The 22536-nt window shown below is 69.4% G+C and carries 18 protein-coding genes and 1 riboswitch; of the genes, 8 read left to right on the plus strand and 10 right to left on the minus strand.

The features are described from left to right. The first annotated feature begins 256 nt into the window (after positions 1-256). Positions 257-1510 (plus strand): PucR-like N-terminal domain-containing protein, encoded by a 1254-nt coding sequence (locus AOZ06_RS33160; protein ID WP_236951822.1) that lies wholly within the window; start codon positions 257-259, stop codon positions 1508-1510. A gap of 72 nt (positions 1511-1582) precedes the next feature. On the opposite strand, the gene AOZ06_RS33165 is transcribed toward AOZ06_RS33160, so the two are convergent. Genes AOZ06_RS33165 through AOZ06_RS33175 form a run of 3 tightly spaced genes read right to left on the minus strand, consistent with a single transcriptional unit; the run spans position 1583 to position 4328 of the window. After that, positions 1583-2701 carry an aminotransferase class V-fold PLP-dependent enzyme gene (locus AOZ06_RS33165; RefSeq protein WP_236951823.1) on the minus strand — a complete coding sequence of 373 codons (1119 nt, stop codon included), beginning with the start codon at positions 2699-2701 and terminating at the stop codon, positions 1583-1585. Positions 2702-2745: 44 nt separating this feature from the next. Continuing rightward, positions 2746-3534: a tryptophan 2,3-dioxygenase gene (locus tag AOZ06_RS33170; protein ID WP_054292991.1), complete on the minus strand. Its 789-nt coding sequence runs from the start codon at positions 3532-3534 to the stop codon at positions 2746-2748. Further along, complete coding sequence (locus tag AOZ06_RS33175) at positions 3531-4328, minus strand: PaaX family transcriptional regulator (protein WP_157233398.1); 798 nt, start codon at positions 4326-4328, stop codon at positions 3531-3533. Before AOZ06_RS33175 ends, AOZ06_RS33170 begins: the two co-directional genes overlap by 4 nt. 51 nt (positions 4329-4379) lie before the next feature. Between AOZ06_RS33175 and AOZ06_RS33180 the strand changes: the two genes are divergently transcribed. The 5 genes from AOZ06_RS33180 (at position 4380) to AOZ06_RS33200 (ending at position 9857) form a co-directional block, all read left to right on the plus strand. Then, complete coding sequence (locus AOZ06_RS33180; RefSeq protein ID WP_054292993.1) at positions 4380-5111, plus strand: creatininase family protein; 732 nt, start codon at positions 4380-4382, stop codon at positions 5109-5111. Further along, a complete protein-coding gene (locus AOZ06_RS33185) occupies positions 5111-6592 on the plus strand; it encodes a benzoate-CoA ligase family protein (RefSeq protein WP_054292994.1) in 1482 nt (493 codons plus the stop codon). Before AOZ06_RS33180 ends, AOZ06_RS33185 begins: the two co-directional genes overlap by 1 nt. Then, on the plus strand, positions 6589-7416 hold the full coding sequence (locus AOZ06_RS33190) for an enoyl-CoA hydratase family protein (RefSeq protein WP_157233860.1): 828 nt from the start codon (positions 6589-6591) through the stop codon (positions 7414-7416). Before AOZ06_RS33185 ends, AOZ06_RS33190 begins: the two co-directional genes overlap by 4 nt. A gap of 94 nt (positions 7417-7510) precedes the next feature. Next, a complete protein-coding gene (locus AOZ06_RS33195) occupies positions 7511-8755 on the plus strand; it encodes a hypothetical protein (protein WP_054292996.1) in 1245 nt (414 codons plus the stop codon). Between the two features lie 40 nt (positions 8756-8795). Beyond that, on the plus strand, positions 8796-9857 hold the full coding sequence (locus AOZ06_RS33200; protein WP_054292997.1) for a DUF6042 family protein: 1062 nt from the start codon (positions 8796-8798) through the stop codon (positions 9855-9857). A 373-nt stretch (positions 9858-10230) separates the two neighbouring features. Here AOZ06_RS33200 and AOZ06_RS33205 read toward each other — a convergent pair whose 3' ends face one another. From AOZ06_RS33205 to AOZ06_RS33225, 5 genes are read right to left on the minus strand one after another with little or no spacing between them, the layout of a single operon-like run. Then, positions 10231-11217, minus strand: a complete 987-nt coding sequence (locus AOZ06_RS33205; protein ID WP_169799014.1) for a cobalamin biosynthesis protein — start codon at positions 11215-11217, stop codon at positions 10231-10233. Then, positions 11214-12395 (minus strand): bifunctional cobalt-precorrin-7 (C(5))-methyltransferase/cobalt-precorrin-6B (C(15))-methyltransferase, encoded by a 1182-nt coding sequence (locus AOZ06_RS33210; RefSeq protein ID WP_236951824.1) that lies wholly within the window; start codon positions 12393-12395, stop codon positions 11214-11216. Before AOZ06_RS33210 ends, AOZ06_RS33205 begins: the two co-directional genes overlap by 4 nt. A gap of 42 nt (positions 12396-12437) precedes the next feature. Further along, on the minus strand, positions 12438-13769 hold the full coding sequence (locus AOZ06_RS33215) for a cobyrinate a,c-diamide synthase (RefSeq protein ID WP_054297095.1): 1332 nt from the start codon (positions 13767-13769) through the stop codon (positions 12438-12440). Then, on the minus strand, positions 13766-14380 hold the full coding sequence (gene cobO / locus AOZ06_RS33220) for a cob(I)yrinic acid a,c-diamide adenosyltransferase (RefSeq protein ID WP_054292999.1): 615 nt from the start codon (positions 14378-14380) through the stop codon (positions 13766-13768). The genes AOZ06_RS33215 and cobO overlap by 4 nt, the downstream gene beginning before the upstream one ends. A gap of 12 nt (positions 14381-14392) precedes the next feature. Next, positions 14393-16348, minus strand: coding sequence for a putative cobaltochelatase (locus AOZ06_RS33225; protein WP_083472095.1), 1956 nt, complete (start codon positions 16346-16348; stop codon positions 14393-14395). Positions 16349-16404: 56 nt separating this feature from the next. Further along, a riboswitch (cobalamin riboswitch) is annotated at positions 16405-16526 on the minus strand. A 258-nt stretch (positions 16527-16784) separates the two neighbouring features. Between AOZ06_RS33225 and AOZ06_RS33230 the strand changes: the two genes are divergently transcribed. Further along, a complete protein-coding gene (locus tag AOZ06_RS33230; RefSeq protein WP_054293000.1) occupies positions 16785-17591 on the plus strand; it encodes a TIGR03621 family F420-dependent LLM class oxidoreductase in 807 nt (268 codons plus the stop codon). Between the two features lie 78 nt (positions 17592-17669). On the opposite strand, the gene AOZ06_RS33235 is transcribed toward AOZ06_RS33230, so the two are convergent. Both AOZ06_RS33235 and AOZ06_RS33240 read right to left on the minus strand, forming a co-directional pair. After that, the gene (locus tag AOZ06_RS33235) at positions 17670-20366 is read right to left on the minus strand and encodes a lectin (protein ID WP_063810159.1); all 2697 of its coding nucleotides are present in this window, start codon (positions 20364-20366) and stop codon (positions 17670-17672) included. Between the two features lie 92 nt (positions 20367-20458). Further along, the gene (locus AOZ06_RS33240; RefSeq protein WP_054293001.1) at positions 20459-22027 is read right to left on the minus strand and encodes a cobyric acid synthase; all 1569 of its coding nucleotides are present in this window, start codon (positions 22025-22027) and stop codon (positions 20459-20461) included. Positions 22028-22085: 58 nt separating this feature from the next. Here AOZ06_RS33240 and AOZ06_RS33245 point away from each other — a divergent pair, with 58 nt between their 5' ends. Continuing rightward, positions 22086-22520, plus strand: coding sequence for a DUF6319 family protein (locus tag AOZ06_RS33245; RefSeq protein ID WP_054293002.1), 435 nt, complete (start codon positions 22086-22088; stop codon positions 22518-22520). The last annotated feature ends 16 nt before the right edge of the window (positions 22521-22536 follow it).

Genomic DNA, 22536 nt, shown 5'->3' on the forward strand with positions numbered 1-22536 from the left:
ACCGGCCGAAGTGGAGTAGACCACAGGCTGCCGTTCAGCCCAGGCTTGTCCACCGGAGGACAGCACCAGGAACAAAAGTTGTCACGTGGGTGACAAGTGCGCGGACGTCCGACCGAATGGGCTTCACGACGTGCGGCGGGGTCCGGTGAGCCGTTGACAGCAAAGGTGGCGTCAAAATATAGTGCGCGAGTTATAAAGATTGGGCGATATCACCGACGATACGACAGGTTTCTGTTGCCGCTCAAAGGACGACGCCGTGACTGAACCGGGTGCCCGCAGGACAACGACCGTGCCTCCGCAGCGCCTGGACTCCTTACTGCCGCCGCGGTCCGCGGCGGCGGCGACACGCGTCTGGGCCACGCTCCCCCGCGAACTGGCGACCATGTTCCGCCCGCGCGCCAACGAGGTGGCCGTCGCGATCGTGCAGGAGATCCGCCGGTCCATCCCGGAGTACGCGCGGCTGCTCGAAGGCCCGTTCGGCACGATCGTGACCGGCGGCGTCGAGGAGGCGATCGCCCAGTTCATCGACCGGCTCGCCGACCCGGCGACGTCCCGCGAGGACCGCGCGAAACTCTTCCGCCACCTCGGCAGGCTCGAAGTCGCGCAGGGACGCAGTGTGGACACGCTGCAGAGCGCCTACCGGATCGGCGCACGGGTGGCGTGGCGCCGGATCGCCGAATTCGGCCAGTCGGTGAACCTTCCGACGGTGACGATCTGCCACCTCGCCGAGGCTGTCTTCGACTACGTCGACGAGATCTCCGTGCTGTCGCTGGAAGGCTTCGCCTCGGCGCAGGCACGCGCGGCGGGCGCGCTGGAACGCAGACGCAGGCGCCTGCTGGAACTGCTGCTGTCCGAACCGCCCGTCTCATCGCAGAGCGTCACCGAACTCGCCGCGTCGGCGGCGTGGACCGTGCCGGAGCACGTCGTGGTCGTCGCGCTGGAACGAACCGACGACGACTTCGACCTCCCGTCGTTCGACGAAACCGTGCTCGAGGACTTCGAAGCAGCCGAGCCGTGCCTGCTGATGGCGGCCGGCAACGAGCAGCTGCGGTCGTTGCGCGAGCAGCTGCCCGGCTGGCGTGCCGTGATCGGGCCGCAGGTCGCGTTGTCGGAAGCGCCGACTTCGCTGCGGCAGGCCAGGCGCGCGCTGACGTTCGTCAACCGCGGCCTGCTGCCCGACGAGCCGGTGCTCTGGAGCAAGGACCACCTGTCCACGCTGTGGCTGCTCAGCGACGAGTTCCTGGCACGGGAACTGGCCGAGCGCACCCTGCGTCCCCTCGCCGGGCTGACAGTCAAGCAACGCGCCAGGCTGAGCGAGACACTGCTTGCGTGGCTGGAAACCAGCGGCAGCGCACCGGAGATCGCCGGCCGGCTGAACGTGCACCCGCAGACGGTCCGCTACCGCCTGCACCAGCTGGAGGCGCTGTTCGGCGACCGGCTCACCGATCCAGACGACCGCTTCCGGATGGAGATCTCGCTGCGCGCCATGCGGTTGCTCGGATCCGACTGACATCTGCCACCCGCGCCCCGACGACCACCTCCGTCCCACGCCGCACAACAACGGCCGCCGTGGTTGCGTGGGTCAGTGCTGGTGGAGGAGGTCCGCGAGCGTTCCCATGGCGGATTCCAGCTGCCGGTCGGACAAGTACGGGGCCGGACCGAACCTGAGGTACCCGCCGCGGCTGTCGGCCAGTACGCCTTTCGCGGCGAGTCCGGCCTGGAGCCGTTGCGCATGCGGCGTGCGCATAGCCAGGAAGCCACCGAAGTTCTCCACGGGTGCGCGGTCGCGCGTGATGAGGTCGTCCGCCGCGCCGATCTGGTCGAACAGCGACGCCAGCAGGCTGACCTGGTTCAGCGCGACCTGACGGAGTACGTCCGGCGTCAGGCCCTGTTCGGCGAAGAAGTCGAACACCCTGGCGCCGCGGTAGTGGCTGGTCGGGTCGTAGGTCGACCCGGCGAACCTGGCTTCGCCGAGCGGGTAGCCGACGCTACCGTCGTGGTGGGCGGCCAGTTCGGCGAACTCCGCGAACCAGCCGGTGATCACCGGCCGCAGGGTGTCGGCGTGCGGTGGCAGCCGCATGAAGCAGTTGCCTTCGCCCAGCTGGAGGTACTTGTATCCTCCGCCCACCACCCACGCGTGGGGTATGTTCCCGGTCGAGAACGGGACCGGGCCGAGCGCGTGGTAAGCGTCCACAAGCAACTCGACGCCCCTCGCCCGGCACGCGTCGGCGAGGAAGTCCAGTCCTGGCACGATTCTGGCTGTCTCGAACAGGACGGCCGAGACGAGCACGGCGCTGGTCCGGTCGTCGAGCGCGTCGGCCATCCGCTCGGCGAGGGTGTCCGCCGGGGCCGACGGCAGCCGCACCACGTCGACGTCCTCCTCGGCCAACCGGCCGAGCTGCCTGCGGAGTGTGTGGAATTCACCGTCCGATGTGATCAGTCGCGGCCTGGCCCGCAGGTCCAGACTGGACAGAAAACGCAGCAGGAGTTCGTGCGTGTTCTGCCCGAGCGCGACCGCGGCGGCGGGTTCGCCCATGAACAGCCGGAAACCGTCGCGCAGCCGGTCGGCCTTGGCGAACGCGCGGCCCCACTTCTCGTCTGCTTCCCGTGCCGCGTCGTGGAAAGCTTCGATCTGCCCGTCCAGCGCGACATCCGGCCACGCTTGGTGAGAGTGTCCGGTCAGCAACAGCCGTTCCGTCACTCGAAAGTGTGAATAATGCGACGCAAGGCACGGTCCGTTGTCACTCACAGTTCACTCCGGACAGCCCAGAGGTCGGGGAAAGTCGGCGTGAAGAGCGTGGTCTTCAGGTAATCGGCTCCGGCCGAACCACCGGTACCCACCTTGTGGCCGATCACGCGTTCCACCATCTTGACGTGTCGGTACCGCCATTCCTGCACGCCTTCGTCCAGATCGACCAGCCGCTCGCAGATCTGCGCCTCCCCCGCGTCGTCCTGGTAGACCCGCAACAGCACCCGCTGCAGTTCCGCCGACGGCTCCAGCGGCGCGGAAACGTCACGATGCAGGCTTTTGGCCGGTACGTCGTAGTCGTGCAGCGCGAGGTAGGTCATGAACGAGTCGAAAAGGGACGGTCGGTTCATCGCGGCCTCGATCCGGCTGCGCTGCTCACCGGCCGGGTAGTGGCCGAACACCCGGGCATCGCGCCGGCCGAGTACCGCCTCCACCTCGCGGAACTGGGCGGACTGGAACCCGCTCGACGCGTCGAGCCTCGCCCGGAAGCTGGTGAACTGGCGCGGTGTCATGGTTTCCAGCACGTCGATCTGGGCGACGACGACCTTGAGGATGGTCAGCGACCGGCGCAGGGTGTGCAGCGCGTGCGCGGTCTCGCCGTCGGCCAGGACCTGTTGCGCACGGGCGAATTCGTGCAGCAATTGTTTGAACCACAGTTCGTACACCTGGTGGATGACGATGAACAGCATCTCGTCGTGCTCGTCCGACCGCGGCCGCTGAGCGCCGAGTATCTCGTCGAGCGCCAAATAGGATGAGTACGTCAGGGCAGCGTGGTCGCCGGTCAAGGCTTCATCACCTCGTCGAAATGGCGCATCGCCGCTGGGGCGAGCGCGGAGTAGAGATCGTGGAACAACCGCACGGCGTCCGCGCGGTGAGCGGGCGGTGGCACGAGATCGGACGGCAATTCCGGATCGGCGAATGGAAACTGCCGGAACTGGTGGGTCACGCGCGTTCTGAGCAGCAATGCCGCCCGGTCGGACAGGCGATCGGGATCGTGCGCGCCGAATTGTTCGACGAATGCGCGATATCGTTCCGCGAGGTCGTCGAGATCCCACACCCGGCGCACGAACGCGCCGAAGTCGAGCGACGCGGCCGGACCGCCGAGCAGCAGCCCCGCGTACCGCTGCACGCCGAGGTCCCGCAGCAGCTGGGCGACCTCGCGTTCCCGGTCGTGCGGCGCGATCCACGTACCGTCCTGCACCGGCCCGAAGCCGAGGAACCGCAGCCGGCGGACCAGCCTGGTGCGCGCCACCTTCTCGTCCTCGGGAATCGCGTGCCACAGCACTGTCCATTGTGTCTTGTGCGGTTCGGCGGTGCCGAGCGCGAAGATCCGGGTGTCGCCTTCCTCGAACACGGCGGCGCTGCGGGGCGTGACGGTGTAGTGCACCAATCGCCCGTCTTTCACCTTGGCCAGCAGCTGCCTGCGCACCAGCCTGGTCAGCGCCACCCGTGCCGCGCCCGCGGAGAAACCGAACTCGCCGAGCAGCTCGACCAGTCCGCCTGACCACGCCTGACGGTCGCGCGGCCGCAGATGCGCGCCGAGCAGCGTCATCACCAGGTCCTGCGGAGCTTCGGGCATGCCGCCGAGCATAGTTGACTCATCAGCGCGGTCAACCGTAAAGTTTCCCGGGTGCTTTCCTTCGCCGAGCTGACCTCGCCGCAGGTCGCAGGGCTGTTGACGGCGACACGACGCCCCGTCCTGCTGCTGCCGGTCGGCGCGATCGAGCCACACGGCCCGCACGCCCCGCTCAGCACCGACCAGATGATCTCCATCGACGTGTGCGAACGCGTCGCCAAGCGGCTCGCCGACCACCCGTCGGTCCGCGCGCTCGTGCTGCCGCCGCTGCCCTACGGCGTGACCCGCTACGCCTCGGCGTTCCCAGGCGCCGTGCACGTCAGCGAGGAGACGCTGCACGCGCTCGTCACGGATGTCTGCGGATCGCTGACCAGCCAGGGGTTCACCGAGATCGTCGTGGTGAACAACCACTTCGAGCCCGAACACGTGACCACTCTGCGCCGGGCGACGAAGGACGCGGGCGTGCGGTACCTGGATCTGGTGCGCCGGCAGAACGCGGCCCGGCTGACGGCCGAGTTCCAGTCCGGCTCGTGCCACGCGGGGCAGTACGAGACCTCGCTGGTGCTCGCGTCCCGCCCCGACCTCGTCGACCAGGAGCAGATGGCCGCGCTGGACCCGCTGCGGGTGGACATGCCGTCGGCGATGGCGAACGGGCAGGCGGATTTCGTCGCGATGGGGATGGACCAGGCGTACTGCGGGTCCCCCGCGGCGGCCACCGCCGAAGAGGGCGAACGGACCTACGCCGTGCTGGTGGACATGGTGCTCGAACTCATCGGGGAGGTCTGATGCGGTACGACGACATTCCCGCGTCGTTCAACATCGCGTCGTACTTCGTCGACCGCAATCCTCCCGAGCGCACCGCGTTGCTCACGTCGTCCGGCCCGGTTTCCTACGGTGAGCTCGCCGAGCTGGTCAACAAGATGGGCAACGCTCTCCTGGACCTCGGTGTACGGCAAGGCGATCGCGTACTGCTGGCGTTGAGCGACGGTGCGGACTTCGTGGCGGCCTGGTACGGCGCGCAGAAGATCGGTGCCGTCACCGCGGAGGTGTACACCTACCTCCGAGTCAAGGACTACAAGTACTTCCTGGACTACGTGCAGCCCGTGGTCGTGCTGGCGGACGACACCACGGCCGAGAAGATGCGTGAGGCGGGAGCCACCAACCTCGTCGTCCTCTCGCCGGAGTTCACCGACGGCAAGTCGTCCACGCTGGAAGCCGCGCCGACCACCAAGGACGACGTGGCGATCTGGAAGTTCACCACCGGCAGCACGGGCGCGCCCAAGGCCTGCGTGCTGGCCGCCCGCAGCCCCCTGCTGAGCTTCTCCTGGTACGCACGCGGCGTGCTGGACATCCAACCGTCCGATGTGGTCCTTCCCGTGCCGAAGCTCTTCTTCGGGTACGCGCGGGACATGACCGCGCTGTTCCCGTTCGGCGTCGGCGCGGCCGGGATCGTGTTCCCCGAGCGCAGCACCGTGGAGACGCTGTTCGAGTTGATCGCCGCGCACCGGCCGACGATCCTGGTGAACGTGCCGACCATGATGAGCGCGATGGTGTCGCACCCGCTGGCGTCCGAACAGGACTTCAGCTCGGTGCGGCTGTGCACGTCAGCGGGTGAGGCGCTGCCCGGCGAGTTGTACCGGCGGTGGATGGACACGTTCGGCGTCGAGGTGCTCGACGGGATCGGGTCGTCGGAGGCGTACCACATCTACATGTCCAACCGGCCCGGCGAGTCCCGGCAAGGCAGCCTCGGCCAGGTCGTGCCCGGCTACCGGGCACGGGTGGTCGGCCTGGACGGCGACCCGGTGCCGGACGGCGAACCGGGCAGGCTGGAGATCACCGGCGAGACAGTGGCGCTGGAGTACTGGGACGCGCCGGAGAAGTCCGCCGAGACGTTCCCGCGCCCGCACACCGTGCTGTCCGGCGACCTGGTCACGAAGGACGCCGACGGCTTCTTCCACTACCGGGGACGAGCCGACGACCTGCTGAAGGTGGGCGGCGTCTGGGTGGCGCCCGCCGAGATCGAGAACTGCCTGCTGGCCCACGACGCCGTCGTGGAATGCGCGGTGGTCGGCTACCAGGAGAACGGGCTGACGCGGCCGCGTGCGTTCGTCGTCACCGCCACCGAGGTCACCGCCGGGCAACTGCAGGACTTCGTCCGCTCCCGGCTGGCACCGCACAAGTACCCGAGGGACGTGCGATTCGTGCCCGCGCTGCCGAAAACGGCGTCGGGCAAACTGGATCGCCGCGCCCTGAAAGGAGACACCTGATGGCTTTCCGGGCATCCGCGCGGATCACCGAGGACTGGCAACACTTCGGCTTCGCGGTGGCCGACGGCGTGGCGACGGTGACGTTCTCCCGCCCGGAGAAGCTGAACGCGCTCACGTTCGACGTCTACGCCGACCTGCGTGACCTGATCGCCGAACTGCCGCACCGGGGTGACGCCCGCGTGCTCGTGATCGCCGGGCAGGGCAGGGGTTTCTGCTCGGGCGGTGACGTCGAGGAGATCATCGGCGAACTGCGCGAGATGGACCCGGCGGAGCTGCTCGAGTTCACGCGGATGACCGGCGCGGTGGTGAAAGCGTTGCGGGAGTGCCCGTTGCCGGTGATCGCGGCGGTGAACGGCATCGCGGCGGGCGCGGGGTCGGTGATCGCGCTCGCCAGTGACTTCCGGCTGCTGGCGCAGTCGGCGTCCTTCGCGTTCCTGTTCACCAAGGTCGGCCTCGCCGGCGCCGACATGGGATCGGCGTACCTGTTGCCCCGCCTGGTCGGGCTCGGCCGGGCGACGGAGTTGTTGCTGCTCGGCGACAAGGTCGACGCGGCAACGGCGTCGTCGATCGGCCTGGCGAGCAAGGTCGTGGCCGACGCTGACCTCGCCGCCGAGACCAGCGCACTGGCGACGCGGTTGGCGTCCGGGCCGGCGTTGGCGTACTCCACGACGAAGGTCCTGCTCACCCGTGAGCTGGACATGGACCTCGGTTCGGCGATCGAACTGGAGGCCATCACCCAGGCGTTGCTGATGAAGTCCGCTGATCACGCTGAGTTCTACGCGGCGTGGACCGACGGCCGCAAACCGCGGTGGACGGGCCGATGAGCGTGTCATCCGACTGGAGTCTTTACCGGAAGGGTGCGTAACGCACCTTCGCTTCGCGCCGACCTCCCGGCACGGACTGCCGGTACTGGAGGCGATGCGGATGAAGATCAACGGCCCGGGGTGGCAACGCGGGGTCCTTGCGGGTGACAAGGCGCGGTTGCTCGCACTCGTCGGCACGGGCGACGAGAAGATGGACCCCGACCAGGTCATCCTGATGACGCAGTACAAACCGACGACGGACGACCTGTCGCTGGGCGAACTGCGTGAGCTCAAGGACATCCTCGCCAGGGGCAGCGATCCCTACGCCCCGCGCCGGGACGTCGCCACGATCGCCGACGAGATCGTCAAGCGGTCCGACCCGCGCTGGATCGAGGAGCAGGCGCAGAAGCTGAAAGCCCGCGCCGAGGCGCAGCAGGCCACCGAGCAGCGGCTGCTGGCCAAAGGCCTCGAACTGCTCGGCGGCCGGGGCACCACCTGGGCCGAACGCAAGGACTGCGTCGAGGAGTGGTGGCGGGGCGTGGAGACCCGCCAGGCCGCGGAGACGTGGGCGGCGGCGTTCACGGGCAACCGCATGACAGGCAGGCAGATCGGGTCGTCCTCGGTGATGGGCGGCAGCTTCGGCATCCGCAACAAGGCACACCGCGCGGACCGGTCGTGGGACCGGCAGATCAAACTGGACCGCGGCAAGGACGGCATCGCCGAACGGATGAACCCCGACAACTTCGACGACCCGAAAACCGGGGCGAGCAAGAAGAACGAGAAAGGCCTGCACGACCTGAGCGCCACGCTGCTCGACGGAACCGGTGACAGTGTGTCGATCGTGGCCCAGCTCAAGCCGTACAAGGACAGCATCGTGCTGTTCATGCCGGTGCCGACCGAGGCGGACGCGCAGGTCTTCGCCGCCGTCATGCAACTGACCTCCCCCGACGCCAAGCGCAGGCGGGAGATCAGCAGCAGGTTCACCGGGATCAGGCTGGCGCAGGGCAGCGACATGCACACGACACTGCTCGACATCAGCGCGGCCAAGACCGATCCGCCGAAGGTCCGCTACGGCGTCTCGGGCCGGGCACAGCGCGCGAAGGGCGAGGCGGAGGTGATGTGCGACGAGCTCGACCTGCGTGCCCGCCGCACGAACGCCTTGCAGCACAGCGTGATCCTCGGCGCGGGAGCGATGCAGAAGGTGAACGAGATCGTGATGGTCTACCGCGCCCACAAGTCGGCCAGTTTCCCGTTGTTCGCCAAGTGGGACGACCAGGCGAAGCGGTTCGCGATCCTCGACAAGAAGACCTGGCGGCCCAACGGCAAGTACATCTCGGACAACGGCACGCTGTCCGCGTGATCCGGGACCGGTTGTCGGTGGTGTCCGCTAGCTTCGGCGCATGACGCTGTTGCGGTCCTACGAAGACGACGAGTACCTGCCGGAGTACAGCACGATCGTGCTCCGTGACCTGCACGATCGGGACGAGTGGCCGCCGGGTGATCCGGCGTTGCTCGAGGGCGCGTCGAACGCTTCGCCGTGCGGGACGTTCGTGCGGGCGGGCCACGGCTGGCTGCAGGCGTCCGCGAGCGACGAGCGCCAGACGCTTCGGTTGGAGTACCACGACTCCGCGCCACCACCCGGCGGGGACTGGGACGATCTCGCTGAGACGCCGTACCAGTCCCCTGCCGGTGTGCTCGGCACGACGAGCATGACCGGGTCGATGATGGACCCGGACCTGTCGCTGGGCGGGCCCGGGCCACATCGGGTGCGGGTGGCCCGCCGTGGCCGCGCCTGGTGCCTGCAGTTCTGGCCGTCCCCGGTGACGGAGCCGCCGCGCTGGTCGAAACGAAGCCGGCCCGCGGTGTCCGGCCCGGTGGGCGGCTGGACGACGATCCTCGGCTTCCACGGCTGGGAACTGCCGTACGTGGTGTCCGTTTCCCACGATGACGGCGCCACGTCCGATCAGATCACCGAGTGGGCGGTAGCACACCACCGCCCGGCGGACTGGCTGGACGAACCGTTGGCCGACGAAGCCTGGTTCACGCTGTTCGCGACCCAGTTGGGCGTCACGGGTCAGCTGACTCGGCGGAAACTGCTCGACATGCTCGCGACCGTCGGTGTCCTGACCTACGACGGCCGATACCACACAGTGCGGCCGCAACCGCTTGCGAAGGACGTGCTGGAGCTCCCCGCCGAGCTGGTGTCCCAACTGGACTCACAGAGCGACCACAGCCAGTACGGGCGGTTCGCGGCGGACCTGGTTTCCGTGGCCGGGTGGCTGTCCGGACGTCCGGCCAGTCTCGCGTGGCTCGCCGAGCGCGCGCTGACCACCGAGCAGGAAGTCCGCAGGACGCTGGAGTTCGCCGTCACTCAGCAGATGCTCGACGTGAGCGGTGAATCCGACCTGACCATGACCGTGCTGCCCAGCAGACGCACCTATAGCGGCACAACGAACGCCTAGCCAGCATCCTGTAGGCGGTTGAGCTGAGTCTCTGCTGTTCGCGGGTGAGCTGACGGATCGGGCGTGGGCGTTGATCGAGCCGCTGTCCCCGCCAACACCCGTGGCGGGCGACGATGGCGGCCTGCCGATGCGGGCGCTGGTCATCCCCGTGCCAGGCCGTGGCAAGGCACAGTTGTTGTTGCCGTTGCTGGACAGGGGTCCGGGTGGCCGTGTCGGCCAAGATGTCGCGCCGAGCACTACACCAGCGAGGCGCACGATCACCTGTACCGAACGTGACGACCAGGTTGCCTACTGCGTGAACAAGGGCCTGCACGTGCCGCCGCCCACTACCGGGCCGAGCTCACCATCGCAGCCGTCCTGCTCAGGTCACTGCCTAGCCGGGGAGAACACGAGCAGCGGCGACGGTGACGTTCGCGCTGCTGGTTTTCGGCGCGGCCAGTTCGACACGGCCGCCCAGTTCCCGTGCGGTCAGCAGGGCCGCGGCCTCGGCGACGCTCGCGGTCCCGACCTCGGTCTGGGCCGTGGCGCTGGGGTTGGGGACGTCCACCGCGGCCAGTTGCGCGGCGCTGTGGATGGTGAGCGGTGGCGTGAAGCCGCCGTCCTCGCCGTGCCAGAAACCCCAGTCGGCCACCGCGTCCTGGATTCCGGCCTCGTCGGCTTTCACGTCGATGGTCGCGAACGACCGCACGGCACGGGGGTCGAGTTCGTGTTCGGACTCCAGCAGGGCCAGCGCCGCCGTCACGGCTTCCTGCGTCACGCCGCGGCTCGATCCGACGCCGACCACCAGCGTCTTGGGGATCAGCCGCAGCACCTTGCCCTTGCGCAGGAACTTGGGCAGGCGGTCGTCGATCAGCACTGTCCACTCGGTACCGTAGTTGTCCGGCTGCAGGTTCGGCGGCAGGTCCGGCAGGTCGAAGCCCAACGGGTTGAGCAGGCGGATCTCGTCACCGGCCAGCACGGCCGCGCCGCACGCGACGATGTCGCCGTCGACCGCCGTGTCCAGGGCTTCGACGATCTCGTCGAGCGGTGACGCGCCGACGTAGTCCGACGTGGGCACCGCGGTCGCGCTCAGCGCTTCGGCGATCTCGGTGGCGAGCATGTTGCTCGAACTGGTCAGCGCGACGACGAAACCGTGGTGGACGCAGACGATCCCGGGGTCTTCGCGCTGGCTTTGCAGCAGTGGCGCCACAAGCCGCACGGCCGCGCCCACACCCATGAACAGCACCGCCGAGCCCAGCGACGGCCACAACCGCCGCAGACCCGGCTTCACCGGCCCGTCCACCAGAACCGAATCGGGTCCCAGCGCCAGCGAGGCGGCTGCTTTCTTGCCCTCAGCCGTCGCCGCGAACAGACCGATCAACGCACGCCCCAAACCACAGTCACCGGATCAACCGCTGCCAGACGTGTCGCGCCGTCGGAGTGTTCAGCCAACCGCGCGGCGCTCAACTGGCAGCCGTCCACACGATAGTCTGCCGCTTGCAACGCCTGGCGAGTCGGGGCCACACGGTCGATCGATGCCAGCGCCACCACGACGCGGGACGCCTCGACGGTCGTGCAGGCACGGACGACCGCCTCGCCTCCGCCGCCGATGAACACGGCGTCCGGCTTCGGCAAGCCACTGATCGCGGCGAGCAACTCCGCTTCGACGACCCGCACGTCGACGCCGTACTTGCTGGAGTTCGCGAGGATCCGCAGGCACTGCATCGGATCCCGTTCGACGGCCAGCGCAGCGGAGCCGAGCCGGGCGCATTCCACGGCTGTCGCTCCCGAGCCCGCGCCGACGTCCCACACGAGCGTTCCCGGCGCCGGTGCCAGCCGTGCCAAGGCGATCGCCCGCAGTTCGGCTGAGCTCACCAAGCCGTCGCGGTGCGCGAACTCGTCCTCCGGCAACGCCCAGCCACCGGTGAGCGGCTGCGCGCCCGCGATCCACCCGCGCGGCGGCACTCTTTCCGCCTCCGCCAGGCACAGCACGACGCTCGGGTCGCGCCAGGTCCGGGTCCCGGCCTCACCGGCATCCACAGTGGACACCTTCTCGTCCGGGCCACCCAGGTCCTCGGCGACCACGAGGGTCCGCCGCCAGCCGCGCAGTTCGCGCGCCAGCTCAGCGGGGCCCATCCCGAGAACGGCCACCGCGGGCCGCGCCCGGCACACGTTCACCGCCCGCCCAGCGTTCCCGTCGTCGGCGTTCACCACGGTGACGTCGTCCGACGGGCGTCCGACCCCGGCCAGCAGCCGTTGCACGCCTGACACCGCAGGCAGCACGGTCAGCCGTACGTTGTTCTCTCTGAGGGTGCGCACCAAGCCGAAGAACCCCGGGTCGCCGTCGGCGAGCACCACCGCGTGCGCGGCGACCGTCAGGTCGGTGAGGACAGACTCGATCGACCCCAGCTCGACTGTGCGGGCTCGCTCCGGCGCGTGCGCGTCCAGCTGCCGCCGCAGGCCGACCACCAGGTCAGCTTCGTCCAACGCGGCTGAGGCGCCCGCGGGCAGCGTCTTGCCGTCGACACCGATCACCGTCACCGTCACCGGCTTGCTCACCCCATTTCATGAGAGCCGACGCATACCCTGCCACAGTCGGGCTCAGCGGGTCGCACGGGCGACGAACCGCGCGATCGCTCCCGGGTTGGCGACGGGGTGGGTGTGCAGGTAGGAGGCGTGCACCTGGCCTGATACGTAGCCCTCCCGCACGACTGAGCCCTCCCGGTCACGCCACACCCACGCGGGTTTCGGGCCATGCACGGGGTGCACGACCGTGCGGTGGAACTCGTGCCCGGTCCATCGCGTGCCTTCGGCGCACAACGGCGAGTCACTGACCGCGACCGCGTCGCGATACCCGAGTGACAACGACGCCGTCATCTCGGCGGTCGCGTCGAGCACACCGCACATCGGATGCCCGTCCAGGCTCTTGACCAGGAACAACAGCCCGCCACACTCGGCGTGGACCGGGCCGCGGAACTCCGCGACCGCTCGGCGCAGCGGCTCGTTGGCCGACAGCGCCTCGGCGTGCTGCTCGGGGAATCCGCCCGGCAGGACAAGACCACGGGCACCTTCGGGAAGGGCGGAGTCGTGCAACGGGTCGAACACCTCGACCTGCGCACCGGCTTCCGCCAGCAGCTCCGCGTGTTCCGCGTAGCCGAAGGTGAACGCTGGTCCGCCGGCGATGGCGATCACGGGCCGCCCGGCCTCCGCCATGCCGGATTCCCACGGTGTGCCGGGCAGCGGTCCCGCCGAGCGGGCCACGGCCGTCACTTCGTCCAGGTCGACGCCGCCCGCGACGAGGTGCGCCATCGAATCGATCACGCGGACGGCCTCGGGCCCGTGCTCGGCGGCGGTCACCAGGCCGAGGTGCCGGGACGGCACCTGCAGGCTCTCGTCCCGCCGCAACGCCCCGAGCAGCGGCAACCCGACTTCCTCGCACGCCGTGGCCAGGATCGAGGCGTGGTACGCCGATCCGACGCGGTTGGCGATCACACCGGCGAGCCGGATCGACGTGTCGAACGCGCGGAAACCGTGCACGAGCGCGGCCATGCTGCGTGCCTGGCCCCACGCGTCGACCACCAGGATCACCGGTGCTTGCAGGAGTTTGGCGATGTGGGCGGTCGAGCCGAAGTCCGACGCCGGGTCGCGGCCGTCGAACATGCCCATCACGCCTTCGATCACGGCGATGTCCGCACCGGCCGCGCCGCGCAGCAACAGCGGCGCGACCGTGGACTCGCCGACGAGGACGGGGTCGAGATTGCGGCCGGGCCTGCCCGCCGCGAGCGTGTGGTAGCCGGGGTCGATGTAGTCCGGGCCGACCTTGAACGGCGCGACCTTGTCGCCGCGCCGCCGCAACGCCGCCATCAGCCCGGTCGCCACGGTCGTCTTGCCGCAGCCGGAGGCCGGGGCCGCGATCACGACCCGGGGAATCACCACTCGATGCCCCGCTGACCCTTTTGCCCGTCGTCCATCGGGTGCTTCACCTTCGTCATCGTCACGACCATGTCGGCCGCGTCGACCAGTGCCTGCGGCGCGTGCCGCCCGGTGATCACCACGTGCTGGTGGCCGGGGCGGTCCCGCAGTGCCGCCACGACCTCGCCGACGTCGACCCAGCCCCAGTGCATCGGGTACGTGAACTCGTCGAGGACGTAGAACCCGTGCTGTTCGGCGGCGAGCCTGCGGGCGATCTCACGCCAGCCTTCCCGCGCCGCGGCAGCGTGGTCGTCCTCGGTGCCCTGCTTGCGGGTCCACGACCAGCCTTCGCCCATTTTGTGCCATTCGACCGGTCCGCCTTCCCCGGTCTGCTCGTGCAGCCTGCCGAGGGCCTTGAAGGCGTTCTCCTCGCCGACCTTCCACTTCGCCGACTTGACGAACTGGAACACGCCGATCGACCAGCCCTGGTTCCAGCCGCGCAGCGCCAGGCCGAACGCGGCGGTGGACTTGCCCCGCATCTCGCCCGTGTGCAGGACCAGCAACGGCCGGTTGCGGCGCTGCCGCGTGGTCAGGCCGTCCCGTGGGACGGCGACCGGTTTTCCTTGTGGCACGCCAGTTCCTCCTTACGCTGCTCGCGCTGCCCTGACCACGCCCGAGACCTGGTCGGCCGACAGGTCCGCCAGGCGCAGGCAGGTGCCGCCCATCACCGCGGCCACCTTGGCCGCCAGGCCCAGCCGCACGTAGCCCTGTTCGCAGTCGACCACGATGTTCGCGATGCCGTCGGCGGCGAGCATCCCGGCCGCGCGGACGGCGTCGTCCATCGGGTCGCGGCCACCTGCCGTCCGGGTGGCTTTCCCGTCGGTCAGCAGCACCAGCAGCGGACGGCGGCGTGGGTCACGGAGTCGTTCGGCGGCGAGGACTCGGCGTACTTTCAGCAGTCCGTCGGCCAGTGGTGTGCGGCCGCCGGTGCGCAGGCCCTTCAGCCGCGCCGCAGCCGCGTCCACCGAGGACGTCGGAGGCAGGGCGACTTCCGCGCTGCTGCCGCGGAACGTGACCACGCCGACCTTGTCGCGTCGCTGGTAGGCGTCACGCAGCAGCGACAGGACCGCGCCCGTCACGGCGGACATGCGTTTGCGGGCCGCCATCGAGCCGGACGCGTCCACGCAGAAGATGACGAGGTTGCTTTCCTTGCCCTCGCGGACGGCCAGTCGCACGTCCTGCGAACGCAAGACCAACCCGGTGCCCGTCCGGCCGCGTGCGGCCTGGAACGGCGCGGCGGCCGACAGCGTGCCGACCAGGTGCAGACCGTGTCCATCTACTGTGGACGGACGAACGGTGTGGCCGTTGCGTGCCGCCGCACGCGACCGGCGTCCCGGCGCGCCTTCGCCGATACCGGGCACTTCGAGCAGGCGGGCACGGAACGCGGGCGCCGGAGGCGTGGGCGGCTGGTCACCGGAGGTCCCGCCTCCCGGCGGCTGCTCCTTGTCGCCTGGCGGTTGTTCCGCGTTGCCATGGCTTTCCGCACCGCCGCCGTCGGGGCCGCCGTCCGGGTCGTCATCCGGCTCCGGCTCTTGTTCCTGCTCGGCGGCGTTCCGCAAGGCGTCCTGCAGCTGCTGCTCGTCGAGCCCCGGCTCGTCGAAGGGGTCACGCCTGCGCCGGTGCGGCAACGCGAGCCGCACGGCGACTTCGACGTCGTCGGCGTCGACACTGTCCGCGCCACGCCACGCGGCGTGCGCGATGGCCGTACGAGCCACCACGAGGTCAGCGCGCATGCCGTCCACCTCGAAAGCAGCGCACACCGACGCGATCCGGCGCAGTTCCGCGTCGGGCAGCGCGACGCCGGGCAACGCGGTGCGGGCCTTGACGATCTGCTCCGCCAGTGCCGCGTCGGCCGCGGTCCACCGCGCCGCGAAGCCCGCCGGGTCGGTCTCGAACGCCAGCCTGCGCCGGATCACCTCGGTGCGCACCGCGACGTCACGCGACGACACCACGTGCACGGTCAGCCCGAACCGGTCCAGCAGCTGCGGCCGCAGCTCGCCCTCCTCCGGGTTCATCGTGCCGACCAGCAGGAAGCTCGCTGCGTGCGAGATCGACACGCCTTCCCGCTCGACGTGCGCGCGGCCCATCGCCGCCGCGTCCAGCAGCAGGTCGACCAGGTGGTCGTGCAGCAGGTTGACCTCGTCGACGTACAGCACCCCGCGGTGCGCCGCCGCGAGCAGTCCGGGCTGGTAGGCCCGGACGCCCTCGGTCAGCGCGCGTTCCAGGTCGAGTGATCCGGCGAGCCGGTCCTCGGTCGCGCCGACGGGCAGCTCGACCAGACGCGCCGCGCGCTGGTCGGCGCCGTCGTGCGGCGCGTCGGGGCACGCCGGGTCGGGGTTGGCGGGGTCGCAGGCGAACCGGCAGCCGGGCACGACGTCGACCACGGGCAGCAGCGCTGCCAGCGCGCGCACGATCGTGGACTTCGCGGTTCCTTTCTCACCTCTGACCAGCACTCCCCCGATACCCGGGTGCACCGCGTTGAGCAGCAGTGCCATCCGCAGGTCGTCGTGGCCGACGATGGCTGAGAACGGGAAGCGCACGGCGAGATCCTTCCCCGGGTGTCCGCGCCCGAAGTCGAGGCATCGGGCACGCGGGCGCGTACCCGTGTGCGAGCGGAGTGTCTGGCTCCCAGGTTCGGCACCTGGTGACAGTGGCGGGACCGCACCGGATTCGCACCGGATTTCCTCCGCGTTCGCACCGCACGCCATCGTCGCATCCCGGGGGCCGGATCCCAACCAACCGGCGCCGCGCGTGGGACGCTCGGCCACCGGATCTTGCGGTCGATCCGCAGCGACACCACCGCTACCTGCAACGATCGGAGGATCAACGTGTCCAGCAACACACCGAACGCCAGCAGCAACGCGACGGTCGACGTCAGCAGGACAGGGGCGACCAGCGACCGCGGCCTCCGTATCGCGGATCGGCTCGGTCTTCGTGGGGCAACGAGTCGGTTCGCCCGCTGGTAGCTTTCCCACCATGACTCGCGCGTTTCGGTTCGGCGTCAACATGATCACCAACGGTGACCGGTCGGCGGCGATCGCCAAGGTCCGCCGGGCCGAGGAACTCGGTTACGACGTGATCCTGGTCCCGGACCACCTGGGGATGCCCGCGCCGTTCCCGTGGCTGTCGCTGGCCGCGGAGCACACCAGCCGCGTGCGGCTGGGAACCTTCGTGCTCAACGCCGGGTTCTGGAACCCGGTTCTGCTGGCCAGGGACGTGTTCACGCTGAACACGTTCGCGCAGGGCAGGCTGGAGCTGGGACTGGGCGCGGGATACGTCCGCGAGGAGTTCGAAGAAGCAGGCCTGGCCTGGCCGCGACCGGGCGAACGCGTGACGCACCTGACGGACGTGGTCCACAGGATGCGCGCGGAAGCGGCGAAACTGGGGCAGTCGCTGCGGATCGTGGTCGGCGGCAACGGGGATCGCGTGCTGCGGCTGGCCGCCGGACACGCGGACACCGTGGCGTTCGCGGGGTTGAGGACCACACCGCCGGGCAGCGCGCAGCCGATGGAGTTCATCACGTGGGACGAGCTCGGTGAACGCGTCGAGTTCGTGCGCAAGGCGGCTGACGGCCGCGACTACGAATCGAACCTGTTGGTGCAGAACGTGTCCGACGCCACGGACAGCGCCCCCGACGTTCCGGCGATGCTGGGCGGGACGCACGAGGAGATCGCCGCCAAGGTGCGTACGCTGCGTGACCGGTACGGGATCACGTACCTCACCGTGCTCGAACCGAACCTCGAGTCCTTCGCCCCGGTCATCAAGCTGCTCAGGGAACAGTGAGCCGAGCACGGCGAATCTGGCGCTGATCGGCGGGACGACGGGTCCGGCCGGCCCGCACTGGACCGGCCGGACGCCGTGCTACGGCAGGCGCCAGTTCTGCGCGCTCGATGTGTTGCAGTCGTAGATCTGCAACTGGGTTCCGTTGGCGGAGTTGCTGTTCGGCACGTCCAAGCACCGCCCGGAAGGCGAGTTCACCAACGCGCCGTTGGCCTTCGGCCACCACTGCTGCGCGCCCGTGCCGTTGCAGTCGTACAACTGGACCTTGGTTCCGTTGTCCCGTTTGCTGCCTGCCACGTCCAGGCATCGCCCGGCGGCGCGGATCGTGCCGTCCGACGCCAAGGTCCACTGCTGCGCGACCGAGCTGTTGCACTCCCACAGCCGCACGATGGAACCGCTGGACTGCGGCGGGTTCGCGTCGGCGCACTTGTTCGCGAGGCCGCTGATCAGCCCGGTCCTCGGCGCCGCCGGGCCCACGTCGAACGACGGCGGGGCGTCGGCGGGCGCACTGCCCCACGTGGTGTTCGGGCCGGCGCCCAGCGTGAAGTCCAGCGTTCCGCCGTTGGCCACGATGGACTCCGGCAGCCAGGCGCGGTTGGACGCCTGACCGTTGACCCGCAGGCTCTGCACGTACTTGTTCGCGTCCGAGGCCCCGGGGGCGTTGATGGTGATGGTCTTGCCGTTGCCCCTGGTGATCGTGACGCTCGAGAACTGCGGGCTGGCCAGCACGAGCTCGGACCGGCCCGGCGCCTGCGGGTACATCCCCAACGCGGCCCACACGGCCCACGATGACATCTGCCCGAGATCGTCGTTGCCGACGATGCCTTCCGGCGCGGGCTTGAACAACGTTGTCAACGCGCGCCGGACCACATCCTGCGTCTTGTACGGCACGCCCGCGTAGGCGTAGGCCCACGGGGTGTTGAGCGTCGGCTCGTTGCCCAGGTACGCCATGTTCTTGGTGGGTCCGGCGTTCAGTTCGGTGAAGAAGGAGTCCAACCTGGGCACGACCGCGGCGTTGCCGCCCATGGCGTCGAACAGCCCCCGGTGGTTGTACGGCACCATCCACGCGTACTGGCCGCCGTTTCCTTCGACGAACTCGTTCTGCTGCGTCGGGCTGAAACCGGGGAACGACGTGTCGGTGTTGCGTGGCTGCAGGTACTTGTTGCCCGATTCGAAGAGGTTGCGCCAGTTCTGGGCTCGCCGCAGGAAGTTCTCCGCCGTCGCCGCGTCACCGAGGCGGGCGGCGAACTGCGAGATGGCGAAGTCGGCACTCGTGTACTCCAGCGTGGTCGACGCCGAGCCCCACACGTCACCGAGGCCGGTCGGGACGTAGCCATACTGGTTGTACTGCAGCCAGCCCGGCCGCTGACGGACATCGTTGACTCCCGCGACGATCCGGCGCAGGCCGTCGGCGGCGTCGAAGTCGGTCGCCCCGAAGGCGTGCATGGTGGCGATGATGGCGGACACCGGGTCGCCGTTCATCACGCCTGTGCCGCCGTCGGCCACTGTCCAGCGGTCGAAGTATCCGCCGTACTTGGCCTGGTCGACCGCGGACTGGGCGATGTCGGCCGCTTCCGACGGCGCGATCAGGGCTATCAGTGCGACTTGGGACCGGTAGACGTCCCAGCCGGAGAAGTTGGCGTACTGCGCGCGTCCGTTCGCCACCGTGTGGACCTGTTTGTCGAAGCCGGTGTACTTGCCGTCCACATCGCTGAAGACGTTCGGGTGCAACAGGGAGTGGTAGAGCGCGGTGTAGAAGGTCCGCAGCTGCGCGTCGGTGCCGCCGTTGACGTTGATCCGGCCGAGCAGCCCGTTCCACGCCGCACGCGTGCCGGCCTTGATCTCGTCGAAGCCCTTGGCGCCCTGCTCGGCACTGAGGTTGGCGTTCGCGCCGTCGAGGCTGACGAACGAGATGCCCACTCGCGCGGTGACTGTGGTGGCGTTGAAGGACACGAACGCCGACGCCGCCAACGGCGCCACGTCGCTGGTGACCGCCGGGCCCTTGCGCGTGTCCACGCCTTTCACCGGCGACGGGACGCTTCCCGCGCCGCGGCCTTCGATCGACTTGCGGCTCTCGTCGACCTTGCCGTCCGCGCCCGCCACACCCGATGTCGCGAATGGAGTGTCGAACACGGCGTGGAAGTGGATCCGGTACCTGTTGCCGGCGCCGCAGAAGCCGCCGCCGTCGGTGTAGCCGGACAACGTGTTGGCGCCGATGGTGATCGAGCCGCTGGCCGAGTTGAACGCCTTCGCCGCGTCCACTGACAACGACGCTCGCTGACCGGCCGGGTAGGTGAACCGGGCCATGCCCGTCCGGGTCGTCGTGGTCAGTTCCGTGCGCAGGCCGTTGTCGAACCTCACCGAGTAGTAGCCCGGTGCGGCGGATTCGTTGGCGTGCGAGAACGTGTAGTTGCCGACCGGGCTCGTGCCGAGCACGGGCATGAACGGGATGTTGCCGAAGTCGCTGCAGCCGGGGCCGGAGATGTGCGTCAGGCTGAAGCCCTTGATGCGGTTGTCGTCGTAGTGGTAGCCGCCGTGCTGGTGCAGCACGGTGTCCGGGCTCCACTGCATCATCCCGAACGGCGCGTCCGCGCCGGGGAAGGTGTTGCCGGCGCCGCCGCCGTGGCCGAAGTCAGGGCCACCGGGTTTGGTTCCGACGAAGGTGTTGACGTACTGGGCGGGATCGCTGACAGCCACTCTCGACGGTGCGGCGGCGGCTGGGACGGCGGCGAACGTGAGCGCCGCCGCGAACGCCAAGGCCGCGGCGAATACACGCATGGCTTCTCCTGCAGGATGGAGGGTGACAACGTTGTCAACGCGTATTTTCGCACTCAGCGCGGCCACGGGAAACCACCGCTCGGCTCAACCCGTCAAGGCGCACCGGGCGGGAGAACGGGAAGACCGGACGGTGCGCCCTCGGCCAGCAGTCCCCGCAGGACATCGGTGTCCATGTGCTCGGCGACCAGATCGCCGAGCAGGTCGAGCTGCGCTTCCCGGACCGCGGCGAAGGACGTGCCGGGCGCTGGGCGGAATCCCGGCCGTCCCGCGTGGCCGGCGGCCCAGTCCAGCAGCGCGCGGCGGGGTTCGTCGTTCTCCAGCAGGCCATGCCAGTGCGTACCCGCGATCGCACCGCTGAGTACACCTTCGGGTGTACCGTCCGGCAGCGTGACGAGCCCGTCCGCGGGCTGGTCGACGACCGTGCCGTGGTGGATCTCGTAGCCCGTCGCCGGATGGCCGAACACGAACCCGTCCGGGCGACGCAGGATCTTGTCCCGCTGGAACTCGAACTCGACGTCGAGCAGGCCGAGACCGGGAACCTCGCCCGCTCCGGATTCATACGAATCGGTGATCCTGGTACCCAGCATCTGGAACCCGCCGCAGATCCCGGCGACGGGCAGGCCGCGTCGGCCGTGATCGATGATCGCGTCGGCCAGACCGTTGTGCCGCAACCACTCCAGGTCGTGCACGGTCGCCTTCGATCCGGGGATGACGACGAGGTCGGCGTCCGCCAGGCGGGACGGTTCGGTGACGAACCGCACCGACACGCCCGGTTCGCAGGCCAGCGCCTCGACGTCGGTGCCGTTGGAGATCCTCGGCAACCGCACGACGGCGACCCGCAGCCACTGCTCCCCCACCGGTGGGAGCGGCCTGCCCACGACGCCGTCGGCCGTGTAGGACAACGAGTCCTCCGCGTCCAGCCAGAGGTCCGCGTTCCACGGCAGCACGCCGAGTACGCGCCGCCCGGTGAGGTCGTGCAGCTGGTCGAGGCCGGGGCGCAGCAGGGCCGGGTCGCCGCGGAACTTGTTGATCACGAATCCCGCGACAAGCGCTTGGTCGGCCGGCGAGAGCAGCGCGACCGTGCCGTAGAGGTGCGCGAACACGCCGCCGCGGTCGATGTCGCCGACAACGATGACGGGCAGGTCGGCCGCCCTGGCCAGGCCCATGTTGGCGATGTCGGTGCGGCGGAGGTTGATCTCCGTCGGCGAGCCCGCGCCTTCGCACACGACCACGTCGTACTCGGCGCGCAAGCCCTCCAAAGTGGAGAGAACGGTCTGGAACAGCTCGGGTTTGCGGTCCCGATAGGACAACGCGGAGGTGTGCCCGATCACCTTGCCGAGCAGGACGACCTGCGACGTGCGGTCGCCGCCCGGTTTGAGCAGGACCGGGTTGAACCGGACACTGGGGACGAGCCCGGCCGCGGCGGCCTGCAGCGCCTGCGCCCGGCCGATCTCGCCGCCGTCCGGGGTGACCACGGAGTTGTTGGACATGTTCTGCGCCTTGAACGGCGCCACCCGCACACCTTGCCGCGCCAGCCACCGGCACAGGCCCGCGACCAGCACACTCTTGCCCGCGTCCGACGACGTACCGGCAACCAACAGGCCTCCGCTCACCCGGCGAACCCTATCGGGATAGTGTCTTGACACCCCTGGAGCACGCATGTTCGAACACGTGTTCTAGGATGTGTTACCCCCTCCACGTGACCACGAAAGGACCAGGATGACCGCTCCAACCGCCGAGGCGGCTACTAGCGCTCCCGGTGACGAGGAGGTGCCTGCCTCGACCAGCGAAGAGGGCACCGAAGCGACTGCTGAGGAGACTCCAGTGGTTGAGGAAAAGCCCAAGCGCGCCGCTCGCGCCAAGAGCACCGCGAAGAAGACCCGCACTGTCGAGCTCACGCTGACCGTGACGGGCACGCTCGACGGCAACTGGCAGGCCGACCTGATGCACGGCACGTCCCGTGTCGTGCAGGGCCTCTCCATCCCCGCCGCCGCGGTCGCCAAGGCCGCGCAGGAGCTGCACCCCGAGATCGCCGAGAAGATCGAAGAGGTGATCAACGCCGCCCGCGAGCAGCACGAGTCGCGGCTGCGTGAGCTCGAGGAGGAGATGGCCAAGGTCAAGCAGGCCCTCGCCGACCTCGGCGACGACGCCTGACAACACCACCTCCGCC

Origin of the sequence: Kibdelosporangium phytohabitans, assembly GCF_001302585.1 — a bacterium.
Classification (GTDB): Bacteria; Actinomycetota; Actinomycetes; order Mycobacteriales; family Pseudonocardiaceae; genus Kibdelosporangium; species Kibdelosporangium phytohabitans.

Coding starts and splice junctions, on each gene's coding strand:
- AOZ06_RS33230 (WP_054293000.1), top strand. CDS start 16,785: ATGACTCGCGCGTTTCGGTTCGGCGTCAACATGATCACCAACGGTGAC.
- AOZ06_RS33195 (WP_054292996.1), top strand. CDS start 7,511: ATGCGGATGAAGATCAACGGCCCGGGGTGGCAACGCGGGGTCCTTGCG.
- AOZ06_RS33235 (WP_063810159.1), bottom strand. CDS start 20,366: ATGCGTGTATTCGCCGCGGCCTTGGCGTTCGCGGCGGCGCTCACGTTC.
- AOZ06_RS33240 (WP_054293001.1), bottom strand. CDS start 22,027: ATGCGTGCTCCAGGGGTGTCAAGACACTATCCCGATAGGGTTCGCCGG.
- AOZ06_RS33200 (WP_054292997.1), top strand. CDS start 8,796: ATGACGCTGTTGCGGTCCTACGAAGACGACGAGTACCTGCCGGAGTAC.
- AOZ06_RS33185 (WP_054292994.1), top strand. CDS start 5,111: ATGCGGTACGACGACATTCCCGCGTCGTTCAACATCGCGTCGTACTTC.
- AOZ06_RS33245 (WP_054293002.1), top strand. CDS start 22,086: ATGACCGCTCCAACCGCCGAGGCGGCTACTAGCGCTCCCGGTGACGAG.
- AOZ06_RS33175 (WP_157233398.1), bottom strand. CDS start 4,328: ATGCCCGAAGCTCCGCAGGACCTGGTGATGACGCTGCTCGGCGCGCAT.